Genomic DNA, 16,503 nt, shown 5'->3' with positions numbered 1-16,503 from the left:
CGTCTCTGGCGGACTGGGGAACTCACGGTGCGGGCTGCTCCGGGCAGCACCCTGCCTCCTGTCCGGCCGACCGGAGTGGCTACTGCTCGGCCCCTCGCCTCCCGGCCTCCGCACCTTCTGCCGGCTCCGGCCCCTGCTCCACCGGGGCGGCCGGAACCGCCCCCGCCTCCGTCGGCCCCTGCTCCACCCGCGCGGCCGGAGTCGTCCCCGTCTCCCCCGGCGCCTCCGCCGAGCCCGCCCCCGGCATCTCCGCTGCCTCGTCCCCCGGCGCCTCCCGCAGCAGCACCGTCAGGAGGCGGACGGCCCCTCTCTTGTGCAAGGGGTCGTTGCCGTTGCCGCACTTGGGGGACTGGACGCAGGAGGGGCAGCCGGCGTCGCACTCGCAGGAGGCGATGGCCTCGCGGGTGGCCGTGAGCCAGGAGCGGGCGGTGTGGAAGGCACGCTCGGCGAAGCCCGCGCCGCCGGGGTGGCCGTCGTAGACGAAGACCGTCGGAAGGAGGGTGTCGGGATGCAGCGGCACGGAGACGCCGCCGATGTCCCAGCGGTCGCAGGTCGCGAAGAGGGGCAGCATGCCGATCGAGGCGTGCTCGGCGGCGTGCAGGGAGCCGCCGAGGATCTCCGGGGTGATCCGGGCCTCGTCCAGCTGGTCCTCGGTGACCGTCCACCACACCGCGCGGGTGCGCAGCGTACGAGGAGGGAGGTCGAGTTTCGTCTCGCCCAGCACCTCGCCGGTGATCAGGCGCCGGCGGAGGTAGGAGACCACCTGGTTGGTGACCTCGACGGAGCCGTAGCACAGCCGGCCGGAACCCCAGGGGATCTCGGTGTCGGTCTCCAGGACGGAGATGGCGGTGGTGTCGCGGGCGACCGTCGAGTACGGCGGGTCGGCCTGTTCGACGAGGGCGACGGAGTCCTCCAGATCGAGGGAGCGCACCAGGTAGGTGCGGCCCTGGTGCAGGTGGACGGCGCCCTCGTGGACCGTGGAGTGCGCGGCGCCCGCGTCGACCGTGCCGAGCAGGCGGCCGGTGCCGGTCTCCACGACCTGCACGGGACGGCCGCCCGCGCCGCGGATGTCGGTCAGGTCGGCGGCCCGCTCCCGGCGTGTCCAGTGCCAGGCCCGGGTCCGCCGGCGCAGCAGCTTCGCGGCCTCCAGCTGCGGGAGCACGTCGGCGCAGGCCGGTCCGAAGAGGTCCAGGTCCTCCTCGGTCAGCGGGATCTCCGCGGCGGCGGCGCACAGGTGCGGGGCGAGGACGTAGGGGTTGTCGGGGTCCAGGACGGTCGATTCCACCGGTTGGGCGAACAGGGCCTCGGGATGATGGACGAGGAAGGTGTCCAGCGGGTCGTCGCGGGCGACCAGGACCGCCAGGGCGCCCTGTCCGGAGCGGCCCGCGCGGCCGGCCTGCTGCCACAGGGAGGCGCGGGTGCCGGGGTAGCCGGAGATCACCACCGCGTCCAGACCCGAGACGTCCACGCCCAGCTCCAGGGCCGTCGTGGCGGCGAGGCCGAGGAGTTCCCCGGAGTGCAGGGCGCGTTCCAGGGCGCGCCGCTCCTCGGGGAGGTAGCCGCCCCGGTAGGCGGCGACCCGGCGGGCCAGGGAGCGGTCGACCTCGGCCAGTTTCTCCTGGGCGATCACGGAGATCAGCTCCGCGCCGCGCCGGGACCGGACGAAGGCGACCGAGCGCACGCCCTGCACGGTCAGGTCGGTCAGCAGGTCGGCGGTCTCGGCGGTGGCGGTACGCCGTACGGGCGCGCCCCGCTCGCCGTGCAGGTCGGTGAGCGGGGGCTCCCAGAGGGCGAAGACGAGTTCCCCGCGCGGCGAGGCGTCGTCGGCGACCTCGGTCACGGGAAGGCCGGTCAGCCGGCGGGCGGCGACGGCGGGCTCGGCGGCGGTCGCGGAGGCCAGCAGGAAGACCGGGGAGGAGCCGTAGCGGGCGCACAGGCGGCGCAGGCGGCGCAGCACCTGGGCGACGTGCGAGCCGAAGACACCGCGGTAGGTGTGGCACTCGTCGACGACGACGTACCGGAGCGACTTCAGGAAGGAGGACCAGCGCGGGTGGGACGGGAGTATCCCGCGGTGCAGCATGTCGGGGTTGGTCAGCACGTAGTTGCCGTACTGGCGGATCCACTCGCGTTCCTCGAACGGGGTGTCGCCGTCGTACACGGCTGGGCGTACGGCGTTGCCCAGAGGTTGGGAAAGTTCCTTCACGGCCCGGCACTGGTCCGCGGCGAGCGCCTTGGTGGGGGACAGGTACAGGGCGGTGGCGCCGCGTCCGTTCGGGGCCTCGGCGCCGTCCAGCAGGGCCGACAGGACCGGTACGAGGTAGGCGAGGGACTTGCCGGAGGCGGTGCCGGTGGCGACGACCACCGAGTCGCCGTCCAGGGCGTGCTCGGCGGCCAGCGCCTGGTGGGCCCAGGGATGCTCGATGCCGCACGCCTGAATGGCCGCGATCACCTCTGAGCGAATTCGATCAGGCCAGACTGCATGGCGGCCCGCGCGCGGGGGCAAGTGCTCCGTATGAGTGATGCGCGCAGCCCGGCTCGGCCCGGACGTGAGCCGGTCCAGGACCGCGCCCGGAGACGGGCGGGATGCCGGGTCCGCCGGGGATCGATCGGTTCGGAGATTCTTGGCCATCGGCACCGAGTGTGTCACTGGAGTGACGGACAATGGAGCCAAGGCGTCGTGCACGCCTGCCGGTAAGTGATTGAATGCCATCGCGGCTGGCGAAACGTCCCGAGGGCCGTAAGCCGAGGTGCCCGAGGGGCGACCGCTCGATAGCAAGGTGCTGGAGGATCCGTGGACCTGTCCCTGTCGACCCGTACTGTCGGCGATCGTACGGTCGTCGAGGTCGGTGGCGAAATCGATGTATACACCGCGCCCAAGCTGCGCGAGCAGCTGGTCGAGTTGGTGAACGACGGCAATTTCCACCTCGTCGTCGACATGGAGGGCGTGGACTTCCTCGACTCCACCGGACTCGGCGTGCTGGTCGGCGGCCTGAAGCGGGTGCGTGCCCATGAGGGCTCGCTGCGCCTGGTGTGCAACCAGGAGCGCATTCTGAAGATCTTCCGTATCACCGGCCTCACCAAGGTGTTCCCGATCCACACCTCGGTCGAGGAAGCGGTGGCGGCCACCGACTGACCCCGGACCGTCGTCCGGCGCCGGGCTCCCGCGGGGGTCCGGTCGTCGGCCGGTCCCGCCCCGGTTTCCCGGACCCAGACGGTCGCCGGGACCCGGGGCACTCAAGTACATCAGGGGTGCGGGCTCTCGGCGGCCCCGCCCCCGACCGCACGCCCGTAGCCGCGAGGGGGATGCATGGCCACCGTCGAACTCCGCTTCAGCGCGCTGCCCGAGCACGTCAGGACCGCCCGGCTGGTGGCGGCAGCGGTGGCGCGCAGGGCCGGAGTGGACGAGGCCGTCCTGGACGAGGTCCGGCTCGCCGTGGGCGAGGCCTGCTCCCGCGCCGTCGGACTGCACCAGAGCGGCGGGATCACGGCACCGGTGAAGGTGGCGCTGATCGAAGAGGAGAAACAGTTCTCCATCGAGGTCGGCGACGAGGCCCCGCACGCCGTGCCGGGCGGCGACACGCCCGGCGGCGTGCCCGAGACCGACGCCGAGGAGGACGAGATGGGCCTCGCGGTCATCAGCGGCCTCGTGGACGACGTGGAGGTCACCACCGGCCGGAACGGCGGTCTGATCCGGATGACCTGGCCCACCACCCCGCCGGCCGTCGCGGCACTCTGACCCGGCCACTGCCCGCCCAACTCCCGAGAGCCCTGCCGAGCAGGGCTCTCGTCGTGTTTTCCGGCCTGCCTCTTCACAGAGCGCTTCCGGTGGCCTGGCGAATTCGTGAAGGAATTCACGATCAATAGCCCAGGTGATGGATCAAGGCTCAATGTCGCCGTCAATGCCCCTGAGGCATTAGCCCTTTCGGGTTCCGTGGTGTGATCGCGATCATTTATGGGGAAGGACGAGTAGGCCATTTCCGTTTCCCGTCCCCTGTTTAGATCACTCCGTGGTACCTACAATCCGTCCACATCTTGAGCTCAGCCCAAGCGTCAAGGAGGACGAATGGCGGGGCTTTCTACCCCTCAGCAGTCGGTACGTCCCACAGACCTCGCGGCAGCGGTCCTGACCGACGACAACCGGATCCTCGTGGCCGTCATCGCGGCGGTCGCCGTGGCCGCGCTGGTGGTCGCCGGGATCCTGCTGCGCCAGGTGCTGGCGGCCGGCGAGGGCACCGACAGCATGAAAGAGATCGCCGAGGCGGTCCAGGAAGGCGCCAAGGCGTATCTCGCCCGGCAACTGCGCACACTCGGCGTATTCGCCGTCGTCGTCTTCTTCCTGCTTCTGCTGCTGCCCGCGGACGACTGGAATCAGCGAGCCGGACGCTCGGTGTTCTTCCTGATCGGAGCCGCGTTCTCGGCGGCCACCGGTTATATCGGCATGTGGCTCGCCGTGCGCAGCAATGTGCGCGTCGCCGCGGCCGCCCGGGAAGCCACGCCGGCCGTCGGTGAACCCGAAAAGGATCTCACCACCGTCTCGCACACCGCGATGAAGATCGCATTTCGCACCGGTGGTGTGGTCGGCATGTTCACGGTGGGGCTCGGCCTGCTGGGCGCCTCCTGCGTGGTGCTGGTGTACGCCGCCGACGCGCCGAAGGTGCTGGAGGGCTTCGGCCTCGGCGCCGCCCTGATCGCGATGTTCATGCGGGTGGGCGGCGGCATCTTCACCAAGGCCGCCGACGTCGGCGCCGACCTGGTCGGCAAGGTCGAGAAGGGCATTCCGGAGGACGACCCGCGCAATGCCGCGACCATCGCCGACAACGTGGGCGACAACGTCGGCGACTGCGCGGGCATGGCGGCCGACCTGTTCGAGTCCTACGCCGTCACCCTGGTGGCCGCGCTGATCCTCGGCAAGGTCGCCTTCGGTGACTCCGGACTGGCCTTCCCGCTGCTGGTGCCCGCCATCGGGGTGATCACGGCGATGATCGGCATCTTCGCCGTCGCCCCGCGCCGCACCGACCGCAGCGGCATGACCGCGATCAACCGCGGCTTCTTCGTCTCCGCGGTGATCTCCCTCGTCCTGGTCGCGGTCGCGGTCTACGTCTACCTGCCGTCGACGTACTCCGGCCTCGCCGGGGTGACGGACGCGGCGATCAAGGGCAAGGACGGCGACCCGCGGATCCTGGCCCTGGTGGCGGTGGCCATCGGCATCCTGCTGGCGGCTGTCATCCAGCAGCTGACCGGCTACTTCACCGAGACCACTCGCCGACCGGTCCGGGACATCGGCAAGACCTCCCTCACCGGACCGGCCACCGTCGTCCTCGCCGGCATCTCGGTCGGCCTGGAGTCGGCCGTCTACACCGCGCTGCTCATCGGGCTGTCGGTGTACGGGGCGTTCCTGCTGGGCGGCACGTCGATCATGCTGGCGCTGTTCGCGGTGGCCCTGGCCGGCACCGGCCTGCTCACCACGGTCGGCGTGATCGTCGCCATGGACACCTTCGGGCCGGTCTCCGACAACGCGCAGGGCATCGCCGAGATGTCCGGCGACGTCGAGGGGGCGGGCGCGCAGGTGCTCACCAACCTGGACGCGGTCGGCAACACCACCAAGGCCATCACCAAGGGCATCGCCATCGCCACCGCCGTGCTCGCCGCGTCGGCGCTGTTCGGGTCGTACCGCGACGCGATCACCACCAACGTGCAGGACGTCGGGGCGAAGCTCACCGGTCCCGGCGCGCCGCTGAGCTTGTCCCTGGACATCTCGCAGCCCAACAACCTGGTCGGCCTCATCGCGGGCGCCGCGGTCGTCTTCCTCTTCTCCGGGCTGGCCATCAACGCCGTGTCGCGGTCGGCGGGTTCGGTGGTGTTCGAGGTGCGGCGGCAGTTCCGCGAGAAGCCCGGGATCATGGACTTCACCGAGAAGCCCGAGTACGGCAAGGTCGTCGACATCTGCACCCGGGACGCCCTGCGGGAGCTGGCCACGCCGGGTCTGCTCGCCGTCATGGCGCCGATCTTCGTCGGGTTCACGCTCGGCGTCGGCGCGCTCGGCTCCTATCTGGCCGGCGCGATCGGCGCGGGCACGCTGATGGCGGTGTTTCTCGCCAACTCCGGTGGCGCCTGGGACAACGCCAAGAAGCTGGTGGAGGACGGCCACCACGGCGGCAAGGGCAGCGAGGCACACGCGGCCACGGTGATCGGCGACACGGTCGGCGACCCCTTCAAGGACACCGCCGGACCGGCGATCAACCCGCTGCTGAAGGTCATGAACCTGGTCTCGCTGCTGATCGCGCCCGCGGTGATCAAGTTCTCCTACGGCGACGACAAGAACCTCGGCGTGCGGATCGGTGTCGCGATCCTCGCCTTCCTGGTGATCCTCGTCGCCGTGTACATCTCCAAACGGCGCGGGATCGCCGTCGGGGACGACGAGAGCACCGGTCGGGTCGCCAACTCGTCGGACGCGGCGGTGGTTTCGTAGGCCGACGGCGGAGGGCCTCTACGACAGGCGGGCGGGCGGTGCGTACTGACGCCCCGCCCGCCCGCTCCCGTGTGCACGTGCTGACGCCGCCGCTCCATGCCGTGAGCCTTCTCTCCTGCGGTGCGAAGAGTCACAAAAGCTGATCTACAGGACGTCCGGGTGAGGGGATGTGCGCGTCCGCCGTGTAGATTCCGGGGGCCGAGAGCCGTGGAAGGGACCTGTCCGGTGAACAAGAAGCTCACGGCCGCGCTGTCCGGCGGTGCGGTACTGGTGGTGGCGCTGTCGGGATGCGGCGGCAGCGACGGCGACAAGGGGCCCGACCCGAAGCTGGTGTCCTGGGCCAAGTCGGTGTGCGACCCGCTGCCCGCCCAGCAGGCGAAGATCTCCGAGGCCTTCGACGCGCTCGCGGCGGTCGCCAAGGACGGCCCGCCCAAGGACGTGCAGAAGACCGACTCGCAGGCCTTCCAGGAACTGGCCGACGGCTTCAAGGCCCGCGCCACGACCCTCGGCAACGCCGGGGCGCCCCCCGGCATCGAGGACGGCAAGCGCAAGCAGCAGGACGCCGTCAAGAAGCTCACGGCGCTGTCCGCGGCCTACGCCGACCTGAAGAAGCGGGTGGACGGGCTCGACACCAAGAACCAGACCAAGTTCGCCTCCGGTCTCAGCGACCTCTCGGAGCGGATGAAGGCGGTGTCGGGGCAGTACGACGGCGCGATCAGCGCGTTGCAGAACCTGGAGAAGGGCGACGTCAACGAGGCGGTCAGCCAGCAGAAGGGCTGCACGAAGACCTCCGCGACGCCTTCGGCCGCCACGGGCTGAGCCGCCCGTCACGGGCCACAATGGGGGCGTGACTGACTCCGGACTCGCCACCCTGCCCGCTTCCGACCGGCCCGAGACCGCCGCGCGTCTGCGGGACGCGCTGCTGGCCGCCACCTTCACCGCCGACGGGCTGCTCGATCTGCTCGGCGCGCCCGCGTACGCGGCGCTGGCCCGCAGCGAGACCGTGCCCGCGCTCCGGGCCACCCGCGGCGACACGCCGCTGGAGACGCTCGTACGGCTCTTCCTGCTCCAGCAGCCCGTGCCGCACGCGCGCGTGGCGGCCGTACTGCCGGTGGAGGAGGCCCTGGCGGCCGGCTGGCTCACGCGCGCGGGCGGCGACGAGGTGGCCGCGACCGTGGACGTACGGCCCTACGGCGGCCCGGACGGCGAGGACTGGTTCATCGTCTCGGACCTTGGCTGCGCGGTGGGCGGCGCGGGCGGCATCGGACAGCGCGACGAAGGCGTGGTCCTGGGCGTCGGCGGCGCCTCCACGACCCTCGCCGGCATCACCGTCCGGGCGCCCGTCGCCGCCGCGCTGGACCTCGGCACCGGCTCCGGCATCCAGGCGCTGCACGCCGCGCAGCACGCCACGCGCGTGACCGCGACCGACCTCAACCCGCGCGCGCTGCACATCACCGCGCTCACGCTCGCGCTCTCCGGCGCCCCCGCCGCGGACCTGCGCGAGGGCTCGCTGTTCGAACCGGTCCGGGACGACGAGACCTTCGACCTGATCGTGTCCAACCCGCCGTTCGTCATCTCGCCGGGCGCCCGGCTGACCTACCGGGACGGTGGCATGGGCGGGGACGATCTGTGCCGCTCGCTCGTTCAGCAGGCGGGGGAACGGCTGACCGAGGGCGGGTTCGCGCAGTTCCTCGCCAACTGGCAGCACGTGGCAGGGGAGGACTGGCAGGACAGACTCAGGTCGTGGGTGCCGCGCGGGTGCGATGCCTGGATCGTGCAGCGCGAGGTGCAGGACGTCACGCAGTACGCCGAGCTGTGGCTGAGGGACGCCGGGGACCACCGCGGGGACCCGGTGGAGTACCAGGCGCGTTACGACGCCTGGCTCGACGAGTTCGAGGCGCGCAAGGTGAAGGCGGTCGGCTTCGGCTGGATCACCCTGCGCCGGACGGGCTCCGCCGAGCCCGTCGTCACGGTGGAGGAGTGGCCGCACCCGGTGGAGCAGCCGCTCGGGGAGGCGATCCGGGACCACTTCGAGCGACTCGACTTCCTCCGCGCGCACGACGACGCGGCGCTGCTGGACAGCCACTTCCGGCTGACCGCGGAAGTGGTCCAGGAGCAGGTCGGGCTGCCCGGCGCCGAGGACCCGGAGCACGTGGTGCTGCGCCAGCACCGCGGCATGCGCCGGGCCACCAAGGTGGACACGGTCGGCGCCGGTTTCGCGGGCGTGTGCGACGGCTCGCTGAGCGCGGGCCGCATCCTGGACGCCATCGCCCAGCTCGTGCACGAGGACCCGGTACTGCTGCGCGACCGCACGCCGGCGCAGATCCGGCTGCTGGTGGAGCAGGGCTTCCTGGAGCCGGTTGGCTGAGGCGTGGCGCGTAGCGGCACCGGCGGGGGTGCGGGTGCCGCGTACGCCTGCCGTCGTACCCGCGTCCCCGGAGGCGCGCAGGCGTCCCGGTGACGGGAGGGTGCCGCGCGGATGGGATGCTCGTCGGAGCCAGGCCGGGTCACGTGGGGGAGCGGGGAACAGCGATGTGCGTGCTGGACGCGGCGGCCAAGGAGGCCGAGGTCGCCCGGTTCCTTCGGGCGTATCCCCGGGTCACCGAGGCGGGCGGCACGCATCCCGTGCTGCGCGGCTGTGACGAGATCGCCTGGTCCGAGATCCCCGGCTGCCCCGCCGGGGTGCCGGCCGTCCTGCGGGGCCTGCTCGATCCCGATGCCGCCGCCGAGGCCCAGCGGGTCCTCGACAACGTGCTCATGGACGGTGTCTTCCGGCTGAGCGCGGTGATGCCGGTGGCGCTGCCGTTCCTGCTCCGGCTCGCCGCCGATCCGGGTCTTCCGGTCCGGGCCGACCTGCTCGGCGGGCTGCTCCTCGCCGCCGAGCTCTGCACGCCGTACGACGCGGACGAGCCGGTGCCGAGGTTCTCCGGCGGCGCCGCCGACCACGCGGAGCGCCTGCGCTGCGGGGCGGTCTTCGCCGCGCACGCGCCTGAGGTGGCCGGCCTGGCGGACGGCTTCCCGGACGCCGCCGACCGCGCCTGCCTGCGGGAGGTCGCGGGTCTGCGGTGAGCCCCGCCACGCCGTCCGCGCCCACCTCCCTCACCTCCCTTGGCAAAACGGCCGAAAAATATGCGCGGCGACGCCCGGCCGACCGTGCTCGATCGCCTGTTCGAGGGCGCGTCGGCCTTCCGTTCACCTCGATGTCGCTCGCCGGCCTCCCGCGCGTGCCACTCTCCGGGCGCTGGGCACGACCGACGGGGCAGGGCGAGGGGGACGGCATGGAGAGCGCACCGGCGATCTTCGCGGGAGTGGTGTTCGCCCTGTTCGGAGCCGCTCTGCTGACCTGGACCGGGGTCAGGCTGCGGCGCGGTGAGCCGGTCGCCGAGGGTGTGAGCCGGGTCGCATCGGCCACCCTCGCGAGCCTGGCCGGCGCCCTCGCGCTGATCTTCGCCGCGTACTGCCTGACCCGCCTCTGACGTCGGCGGAGCCCGGGCGCCGGGGTGCCGGGGGAGTAAAGGGAGCGTCACGCTCCGGACAGGCGCCGTGTGATCGCCTGGTACTCCGGGCGGCAGGAATGACGGTAGTCGGGTTACCGTTCGAGTGGCCGTTGTGGGCTTTTCCCGTTTGACACGGGAGCGGGATGTACCGTCACACTCCGCAGCGTCACACGAGCCAGCAGTACGCCGCGACCCCGGGACGAAGGCCTGGGGAGGCCCCAGCGTCGACCGGAGAGAAGAGCCAAGTTGTCCCCGACCAGCGAGACCGCACAGGGCGGCCGCCGACTCGTCATCGTCGAGTCGCCTGCCAAGGCGAAGACGATCAAGGGCTACCTCGGCCCCGGCTACGTAGTCGAGGCGAGCGTCGGGCACATCCGTGACCTTCCCAACGGCGCCGCCGAGGTGCCCGAGAAGTACACCGGCGAGGTCCGCCGCCTCGGTGTGGACGTCGAACACGACTTCCAGCCGATCTATGTGGTCAACGCCGACAAGAAGGCCCAGGTCAAGAAGCTCAAGGACCTGCTGAAGGACTCCGACGAGCTATTCCTCGCCACCGATGAGGACCGGGAGGGCGAGGCGATCGCCTGGCACCTCCAGGAGGTCCTCAAGCCGAAGATCCCCGTCAAGCGGATGGTCTTCCACGAGATCACCAAGGACGCGATCCGCGCCGCCGTCGCCAACCCGCGCCAGCTCAACCAGCGCCTGGTCGACGCCCAGGAGACCCGCCGTATCCTCGACCGGCTCTACGGCTACGAGGTCTCGCCGGTGCTGTGGAAGAAGGTCATGCCCCGGCTCTCGGCGGGCCGTGTGCAGTCCGTCGCCACCCGGCTCGTCGTCGAGCGGGAACGCGAGCGCATCGCCTTCCGCTCCGCCGAGTACTGGGACCTGACGGGCACCTTCGGCACCGGCCGCGCGGGGGATTCCTCCGACCCGTCGTCGCTGGTCGCGCGCCTGCAGAGCGTCGACGGCCGGCGGGTCGCGCAGGGCCGTGACTTCGACTCCCTGGGGCAGCTCAAGAGCGCGAACACCCTCCACCTCGACGAGGCGAACGCCCGCGCCCTCGCCGCCGCCCTGGAGAACACCCGCTTCGCCGTCCGGTCGGTCGAGTCGAAGCCGTACCGCCGCTCGCCGTACGCCCCGTTCCGTACGACGACGCTGCAGCAGGAGGCCAGCCGCAAGCTCGGCTTCGGCGCCAAGGCGACCATGCAGGTCGCCCAGAAGCTGTACGAGAACGGCTACATCACGTACATGCGTACGGACTCCACGACGCTGAGCGAGACCGCCGTGGCGGCCGCCCGCGCCCAGGTCACGCAGCTGTACGGCGCCGACTACCTGCCCCCGCAGCCGCGCACCTACGCCGGCAAGGTCAAGAACGCGCAGGAGGCGCACGAGGCGATCCGCCCCTCGGGTGATCGTTTCCGCACGCCCGCCGAGACCGGCCTGACCGGCGACCAGTTCAAGCTGTACGAGCTGATCTGGAAGCGGACCGTCGCCTCCCAGATGAAGGACGCGACCGGCAACTCGGTCACCGTCAAGATCGGCGGCACCGCCGCCGACGGCCGGGACGTGGAGTTCAGCGCCTCCGGCAAGACGATCACCTTCCACGGCTTCCTGAAGGCCTACGTCGAGGGCGCCGACGACCCGAACGCCGAGCTGGACGACCGCGAGCGCCGGCTGCCGCAGGTCTCCGAGGGCGACCCGCTGGCCGCCGAGGAGATCACGGTCGACGGCCACGCCACCAAGCCCCCGGCCCGCTACACCGAGGCCTCGCTGGTCAAGGAGCTGGAAGAGCGCGAGATCGGCCGTCCGTCGACGTACGCGTCGATCATCGGCACGATCCTCGACCGCGGTTACGTCTTCAAGAAGGGCACGGCGCTCGTCCCGTCATTCCTGTCCTTTGCCGTGGTCAACCTCCTGGAGAAGCACTTCGGGCGGCTCGTCGACTACGACTTCACCGCCAGGATGGAGGACGACCTCGACCGCATCGCCCGCGGCGAGGCCCGGGCCGTGCCGTGGCTGAAGCGGTTCTACTTCGGCGAGGGCACCGTCACGGGCGCCGCGGCCGACGCCGGCAACGGCGATGGGGACCACCTCGGCGGCCTCAAGGAACTGGTGACCGACCTGGGCGCGATCGACGCGCGCGAGGTGTCCTCGTTCCCGGTCGGCAACGACATCGTGCTGCGCGTCGGCCGCTACGGTCCCTACATCGAGCGCGGTGAGAAGGACTCCGAGAACCACCAGCGCGCGGACATCCCGGAGGACCTGGCGCCCGACGAGCTGTCCGTCGAGCTGGCGGAGGAACTTCTCGCCAAGCCGAGCGGCGACTTCGAGCTGGGCACCGACCCGGTGTCCGGTCACCAGATCATCGCCAAGGACGGCCGCTACGGCCCGTACGTCACCGAGGTGCTGCCCGAAGGCACCCCGAAGACCGGCAAGAACGCGGTCAAGCCGCGTACCGCCTCCCTCTTCAAGTCCATGTCGCTGGACACGGTCACCCTCGACGACGCGCTGAAGCTGATGTCGCTGCCGCGGGTGGTCGGGACGGACGCCGAGGGCGTGGAGATCACCGCGCAGAACGGCCGCTACGGCCCGTACCTGAAGAAGGGCACCGACTCGCGCTCGCTCCAGTCCGAGGACCAGCTCTTCACGATCACGCTGGAGGAGGCGCAGGAGATCTACGCCCAGCCCAAGCAGCGCGGCCGGGCCGCGGCCAAGCCGCCGCTGAAGGAGCTGGGCGAGGACCCGGTCTCGGGCAAGCCCGTGGTGGTCAAGGACGGCCGCTTCGGTCCGTACGTCACCGACGGCGAGACCAACGCGACCCTGCGCTCCGGTGACAGCGTCGAGGAGATCACCCCGGAGCGCGGCTTCGAACTGCTCGCCGAGAAGCGCGCGAAGGGCCCCGCCAAGAAGACCGCGAAGAAGGCGGCGGCCAAGAAGACGGCCCCGGCGAAGAAGACCGCCGCCAAGAAGACGGCGGCCAAGAAGACGACCACCGCGAAGAAGACGACCGCCAAGAAGACCACCGCGAAGAAGGCGACGGCTTCCCGGGCGACCGCCTCCGGCGCCGAGGACTGACAGCCCCCTGAGAAGGCCCCGCACGGGCTCTGTCGGCTTCGCGAATCGAACCGTCGAGCGAACGCCCCGGCATCACTTCGGTGTCGGGGCGTGCGCATGCCAGGACGGGCGGGTGTGGTGTCGGTGGCTGCGGATAGGCTGAACGCATGACGCGAGCCGAGCAGCCAACGGCCCCCACCACCGCCCCGGACGACGCCCTGGTCGCGGACTCCCGCGAGCGCGCCGTCCGTTCCCTGCTGCACCGACCGGATGTGCGACGCCTGTGGAGCGCGCAGCTGGTGAGCGGTGTCGGTGACGCCCTCGCCCTGCTGGTGCTGGTCGTCCTCGCCCTCCAGGCGGCGATCGCCGAGGGCGCCTTCGGCGGCGGCTATCGCGGCGTGGCGTTCGCAGTGGCGACGGTTTTCGCCGCCCGCGTCCTCGCCGTGCTGCTCTTCGGCGCGGTCCTGCTCGGACCGCTCAGCGCGCTCACGGCGCCCGAGGGCCCGCTCGACCGCCGCTGGACCATGGTCGGTGCCGACGGCCTGCGCGCGGCGCTGCTGATCGTCGCCCCCCTGTGGATCGACTGGACGCCGGGCAACGCCCTGGCCGTCCTGCTGGTCACCGCCTTCGTCACCGGCGTCGCCGAGCGGCTGTGGACGGTGTGCCGGGAGAGCGCGGCCCCCGCCCTGCTGCCAGGGCCGCCCCCGGAGGGCGCCACCGTACGGCCGCTGCCCGACCATCTGGACGCCCTGCGCCGCCTCTCGCTGCGCACCGGCTTCCTCGCCGTGCCGCTGGCCGCCGCCACCCTGGTCGTCGCGGCCCTGTTCAACAACCTGCTCGGCACCGGCCTGGCCTGGTTCGACCAGCACCAGGCGGCCCTCGGCTCCTATGTGGCGGCCGGTCTGTTCGCCGGTTCCCTGTCCGTGCTGACCTTCCTGGAGCTGCCGGGCACCCGCACCCCGCGCCCCCGGTCCCCGCTGGAGGGTCTGCGCCGTCCGCGCACCGGCGCCGGCGTCGACAAGGGCCGCACCGGTGCCGTCCCGCTGCTCGTCCTGGCCTGTGCCGCCGTGGCCGGCGCCGTCGCCGCGGCCGTCGCGGTGTGCGTGCTGCACGCCAAGGACCTGGGCGGCGGCCCGGTCCTGTACGGCCTGCTGGTGCTCGGCCTGACCGGCGGCGTCGCGGCCGGCATCCGTACCGCCCCCGCGCTGCTGCCCTCGCTCTCGCGCCGCCGGCTGCTGGCCCTCGCGATCGCCTTCACCGGCATCGCGCTGCTGGCCGCGGGCCTCGTCGCGGACGTCACCACGGTCCTGCTGATCAGCACCCTGGCCGGCGTCGGCGCGGGCGTCGCGGCCAACACCGGGCACGCCCTGCTCGACCAGGAGACCGAGGAGTACCGCCGGGCGCGCACCACCGAGCACCTGCACGCGGTGGTCCGGGTCTTCATCGCGCTCGGCGCCGTCATCGCGCCCCTGGTCGCCGCGCTGATCGGCCCGCACCGGCTGGAGAACGGCCGGTTCGTGTTCGCGCACGGCGGCGCCGCCTTCACGCTGATGCTGGTCGGCGCGCTGCTGCTGCCGGTGGCCGCGCTGGTGCTCGCCAAGGTCGACGACCGCTCCGGCGTGCCGCTGCGCCACGACCTGCGGGACGCGCTGCTCGGCGGCGACGACCCGGACACGGTCCCGGCCGCCACCGGCTTCTTCATCGCCCTGGAGGGCGGCGACGGCGCCGGCAAGTCCACCCAGGCCGAGGCCCTCGCCGAGTGGATCCGGGCCAAGGGCCACGAGGTCGTGCTGACCCGCGAGCCGGGGGCGACCCCGGTCGGCAAGCGGCTGCGCTCGATCCTGCTCGACGTGTCCTCGGCGGGCCTGTCGCACCGCGCGGAGGCGCTGCTGTACGCCGCCGACCGCGCCGAGCACGTCGACACCGTCGTACGGCCCGCCCTGGAGCGCGGCGCCGTCGTCATCTCCGACCGTTACACCGACTCCTCGGTGGCCTACCAGGGCGCCGGCCGCGACCTGTCCCCGACCGAGATCGCGCGCATCAACCGCTGGGCGACCAACGGACTGGTCCCGCACCTCACCGTGCTGCTGGACGTCTCCCCGGAGACCGCCCGCGAGCGGTTCACGGAGGCGCCGGACCGCCTGGAGTCGGAGCCCGCCGAGTTCCACACGCGCGTGCGGGCCGGTTTCCTCACGCTGGCCGCCGCCGACCCCGGCCGCTACCTGGTCGTGGACGCGGGCCAGGAGCCCGAGGCCGTGACCACCGTGGTCCGGCACCGGCTCGACACCGTGCTGCCGCTGTCCGAGGCCGAGATCAAGGCCCAGGAGGAGGCGCGGAAGAAGGCCGAGGAGGAGGCCCGCCGCAAGGCCGAGGAGGAGGCCGCGCGCAAGGCCGAGGAGGAGCGCCTGGAGCGCGAGCGCGAGGAGCAGCTTGCCAAGCTGCGCGCCGAGGAGGAGGAGCGCAAGCGCCGCGAGCTGGAGGAGGCGCAGCGCCGCGAGGCCGAGCGGCAGGCGGAGGAGGCCCGGCAGCGGGCGGCCGAGGCGGCCCGGCGCGCCGAGGAGGAGCGGCAGCGGCTGCTCGCCGAGGAGAAGGCCCGCGCGGAGGCGGAGGCCCGTCGCCAGGCGGAGGAGGAGCGTCGCCGCCGGCAGGCCGAGGAAGAGGCGCGGCAGCGTGCCGACGAGGAGGCCCGGCAGGCCCGCGTCCGCGCGGAGGAGGAGGCCCGGCGCCTGGAGGCACAGCGCAAGGCCGAGGAGGCGCTGCTGCGCGCCGAGGAGGCCCGCCGGCAGGCCGCCGAGGCCGCGACGGCGGCCGACCAGGCGGCCCGCAGGCCGAGCACGCCCCGGCCGTCCGGAACCCCCGGCGCTGCTCCGGGTACGGCTTCCGACGCGGCGACGGTCACGACGCCGGTGGTGGCTCCGGGCGCGGCGGACGAGACCGCCGTACTGCGTCCGGTGCGCGAGGAGCGGGACGACCCGGCCGAGACCGCCCGGGGAGCCCGTGGCGGACACACCGACTCCGAGGTCACCGCCGAGCTGCCGCAGCCGCCGGCCGTCCCGGGTGCGGCGGACGAGACGGCGGTGCTTCCCGCGGTGACCCCCGAAGGCGCGGCGGACGAGACGGCCGTACTGCCGCCGGTGCGGGACGAGGGCCCTGCGGACCGGGTGCCCTCCGGCTTCTTCCGGGACGAACGCCCCGCCGACGCCGGAGACCGTACGCGCGAGATGCCCCAGCTCGACGCCGACGGCACCCCCCGGCGCCGGCCGCGCCCGGACTGGGCCGAGGAGACGCCGCTGGACGATCTGCCGACGCTGGCGGACGAGCTGCTGGGGTCGTACGACGGCCACGACCACGGCGACCAGGACGAGGAGCCGGGCCGCAGGGGCCGCGGCCGCCGCGGCTGAGACCGGTGACATAGGGCGGTGCCCGTCGGGAGGCGACGACGGGCACCGCCCCACGTTGTCGGTGCCCACCCGCACAATGGAC

10 protein-coding genes are annotated in these 16,503 nt (G+C 72.5%); 9 read left to right on the top strand and 1 reads right to left on the bottom strand.

The features are described 5' to 3' along the window. Nucleotides 1–79: 79 nt before the first annotated feature. Complete coding sequence (locus NX794_RS07365; protein ID WP_258777413.1) at nucleotides 80–2,710, bottom strand: DEAD/DEAH box helicase; 2,631 nt, start codon at nucleotides 2,708–2,710, stop codon at nucleotides 80–82. 81 nt (nucleotides 2,711–2,791) lie between these two features. Here NX794_RS07365 and bldG point away from each other — a divergent pair, with 81 nt between their 5' ends. The 9 genes from bldG to tmk all read left to right on the top strand — a co-directional run bounded on the left by bldG (nucleotide 2,792) and on the right by tmk (nucleotide 16,421). Continuing rightward, on the top strand, nucleotides 2,792–3,133 hold the full coding sequence (gene bldG / locus NX794_RS07360) for an anti-sigma factor antagonist BldG (protein ID WP_010986038.1): 342 nt from the start codon (nucleotides 2,792–2,794) through the stop codon (nucleotides 3,131–3,133). Between the two features lie 174 nt (nucleotides 3,134–3,307). Further along, the gene (locus NX794_RS07355) at nucleotides 3,308–3,736 is read left to right on the top strand and encodes an ATP-binding protein (RefSeq protein WP_258777410.1); all 429 of its coding nucleotides are present in this window, start codon (nucleotides 3,308–3,310) and stop codon (nucleotides 3,734–3,736) included. 327 nt (nucleotides 3,737–4,063) lie between these two features. Next, on the top strand, nucleotides 4,064–6,469 hold the full coding sequence (locus NX794_RS07350) for a sodium-translocating pyrophosphatase (RefSeq protein ID WP_258777409.1): 2,406 nt from the start codon (nucleotides 4,064–4,066) through the stop codon (nucleotides 6,467–6,469). Nucleotides 6,470–6,694: 225 nt separating this feature from the next. Then, the gene (locus NX794_RS07345) at nucleotides 6,695–7,288 is read left to right on the top strand and encodes a small secreted protein (protein ID WP_258777408.1); all 594 of its coding nucleotides are present in this window, start codon (nucleotides 6,695–6,697) and stop codon (nucleotides 7,286–7,288) included. Between the two features lie 28 nt (nucleotides 7,289–7,316). Continuing rightward, nucleotides 7,317–8,837: a N5-glutamine methyltransferase family protein gene (locus NX794_RS07340; RefSeq protein WP_258777407.1), complete on the top strand. Its 1,521-nt coding sequence runs from the start codon at nucleotides 7,317–7,319 to the stop codon at nucleotides 8,835–8,837. A gap of 164 nt (nucleotides 8,838–9,001) precedes the next feature. After that, complete coding sequence (locus tag NX794_RS07335; protein WP_258777406.1) at nucleotides 9,002–9,538, top strand: hypothetical protein; 537 nt, start codon at nucleotides 9,002–9,004, stop codon at nucleotides 9,536–9,538. A gap of 209 nt (nucleotides 9,539–9,747) precedes the next feature. Further along, the gene (locus tag NX794_RS07330; protein WP_258777405.1) at nucleotides 9,748–9,945 is read left to right on the top strand and encodes a hypothetical protein; all 198 of its coding nucleotides are present in this window, start codon (nucleotides 9,748–9,750) and stop codon (nucleotides 9,943–9,945) included. Nucleotides 9,946–10,212: 267 nt separating this feature from the next. After that, nucleotides 10,213–13,041, top strand: coding sequence for a type I DNA topoisomerase (gene topA, locus NX794_RS07325; RefSeq protein WP_258777404.1), 2,829 nt, complete (start codon nucleotides 10,213–10,215; stop codon nucleotides 13,039–13,041). A gap of 146 nt (nucleotides 13,042–13,187) precedes the next feature. After that, nucleotides 13,188–16,421: a dTMP kinase gene (gene tmk / locus NX794_RS07320; protein WP_258777403.1), complete on the top strand. Its 3,234-nt coding sequence runs from the start codon at nucleotides 13,188–13,190 to the stop codon at nucleotides 16,419–16,421. Nucleotides 16,422–16,503: the final 82 nt, after the last annotated feature.

Source organism: Streptomyces pyxinicus, from assembly GCF_024753135.1.
In the GTDB taxonomy this organism is placed as follows: Bacteria; Actinomycetota; Actinomycetes; order Streptomycetales; family Streptomycetaceae; genus Streptomyces; species Streptomyces pyxinicus.
Note: the sequence above shows the minus strand (reverse complement) of the source record. Positions and strands in the feature narration are given on the sequence as shown.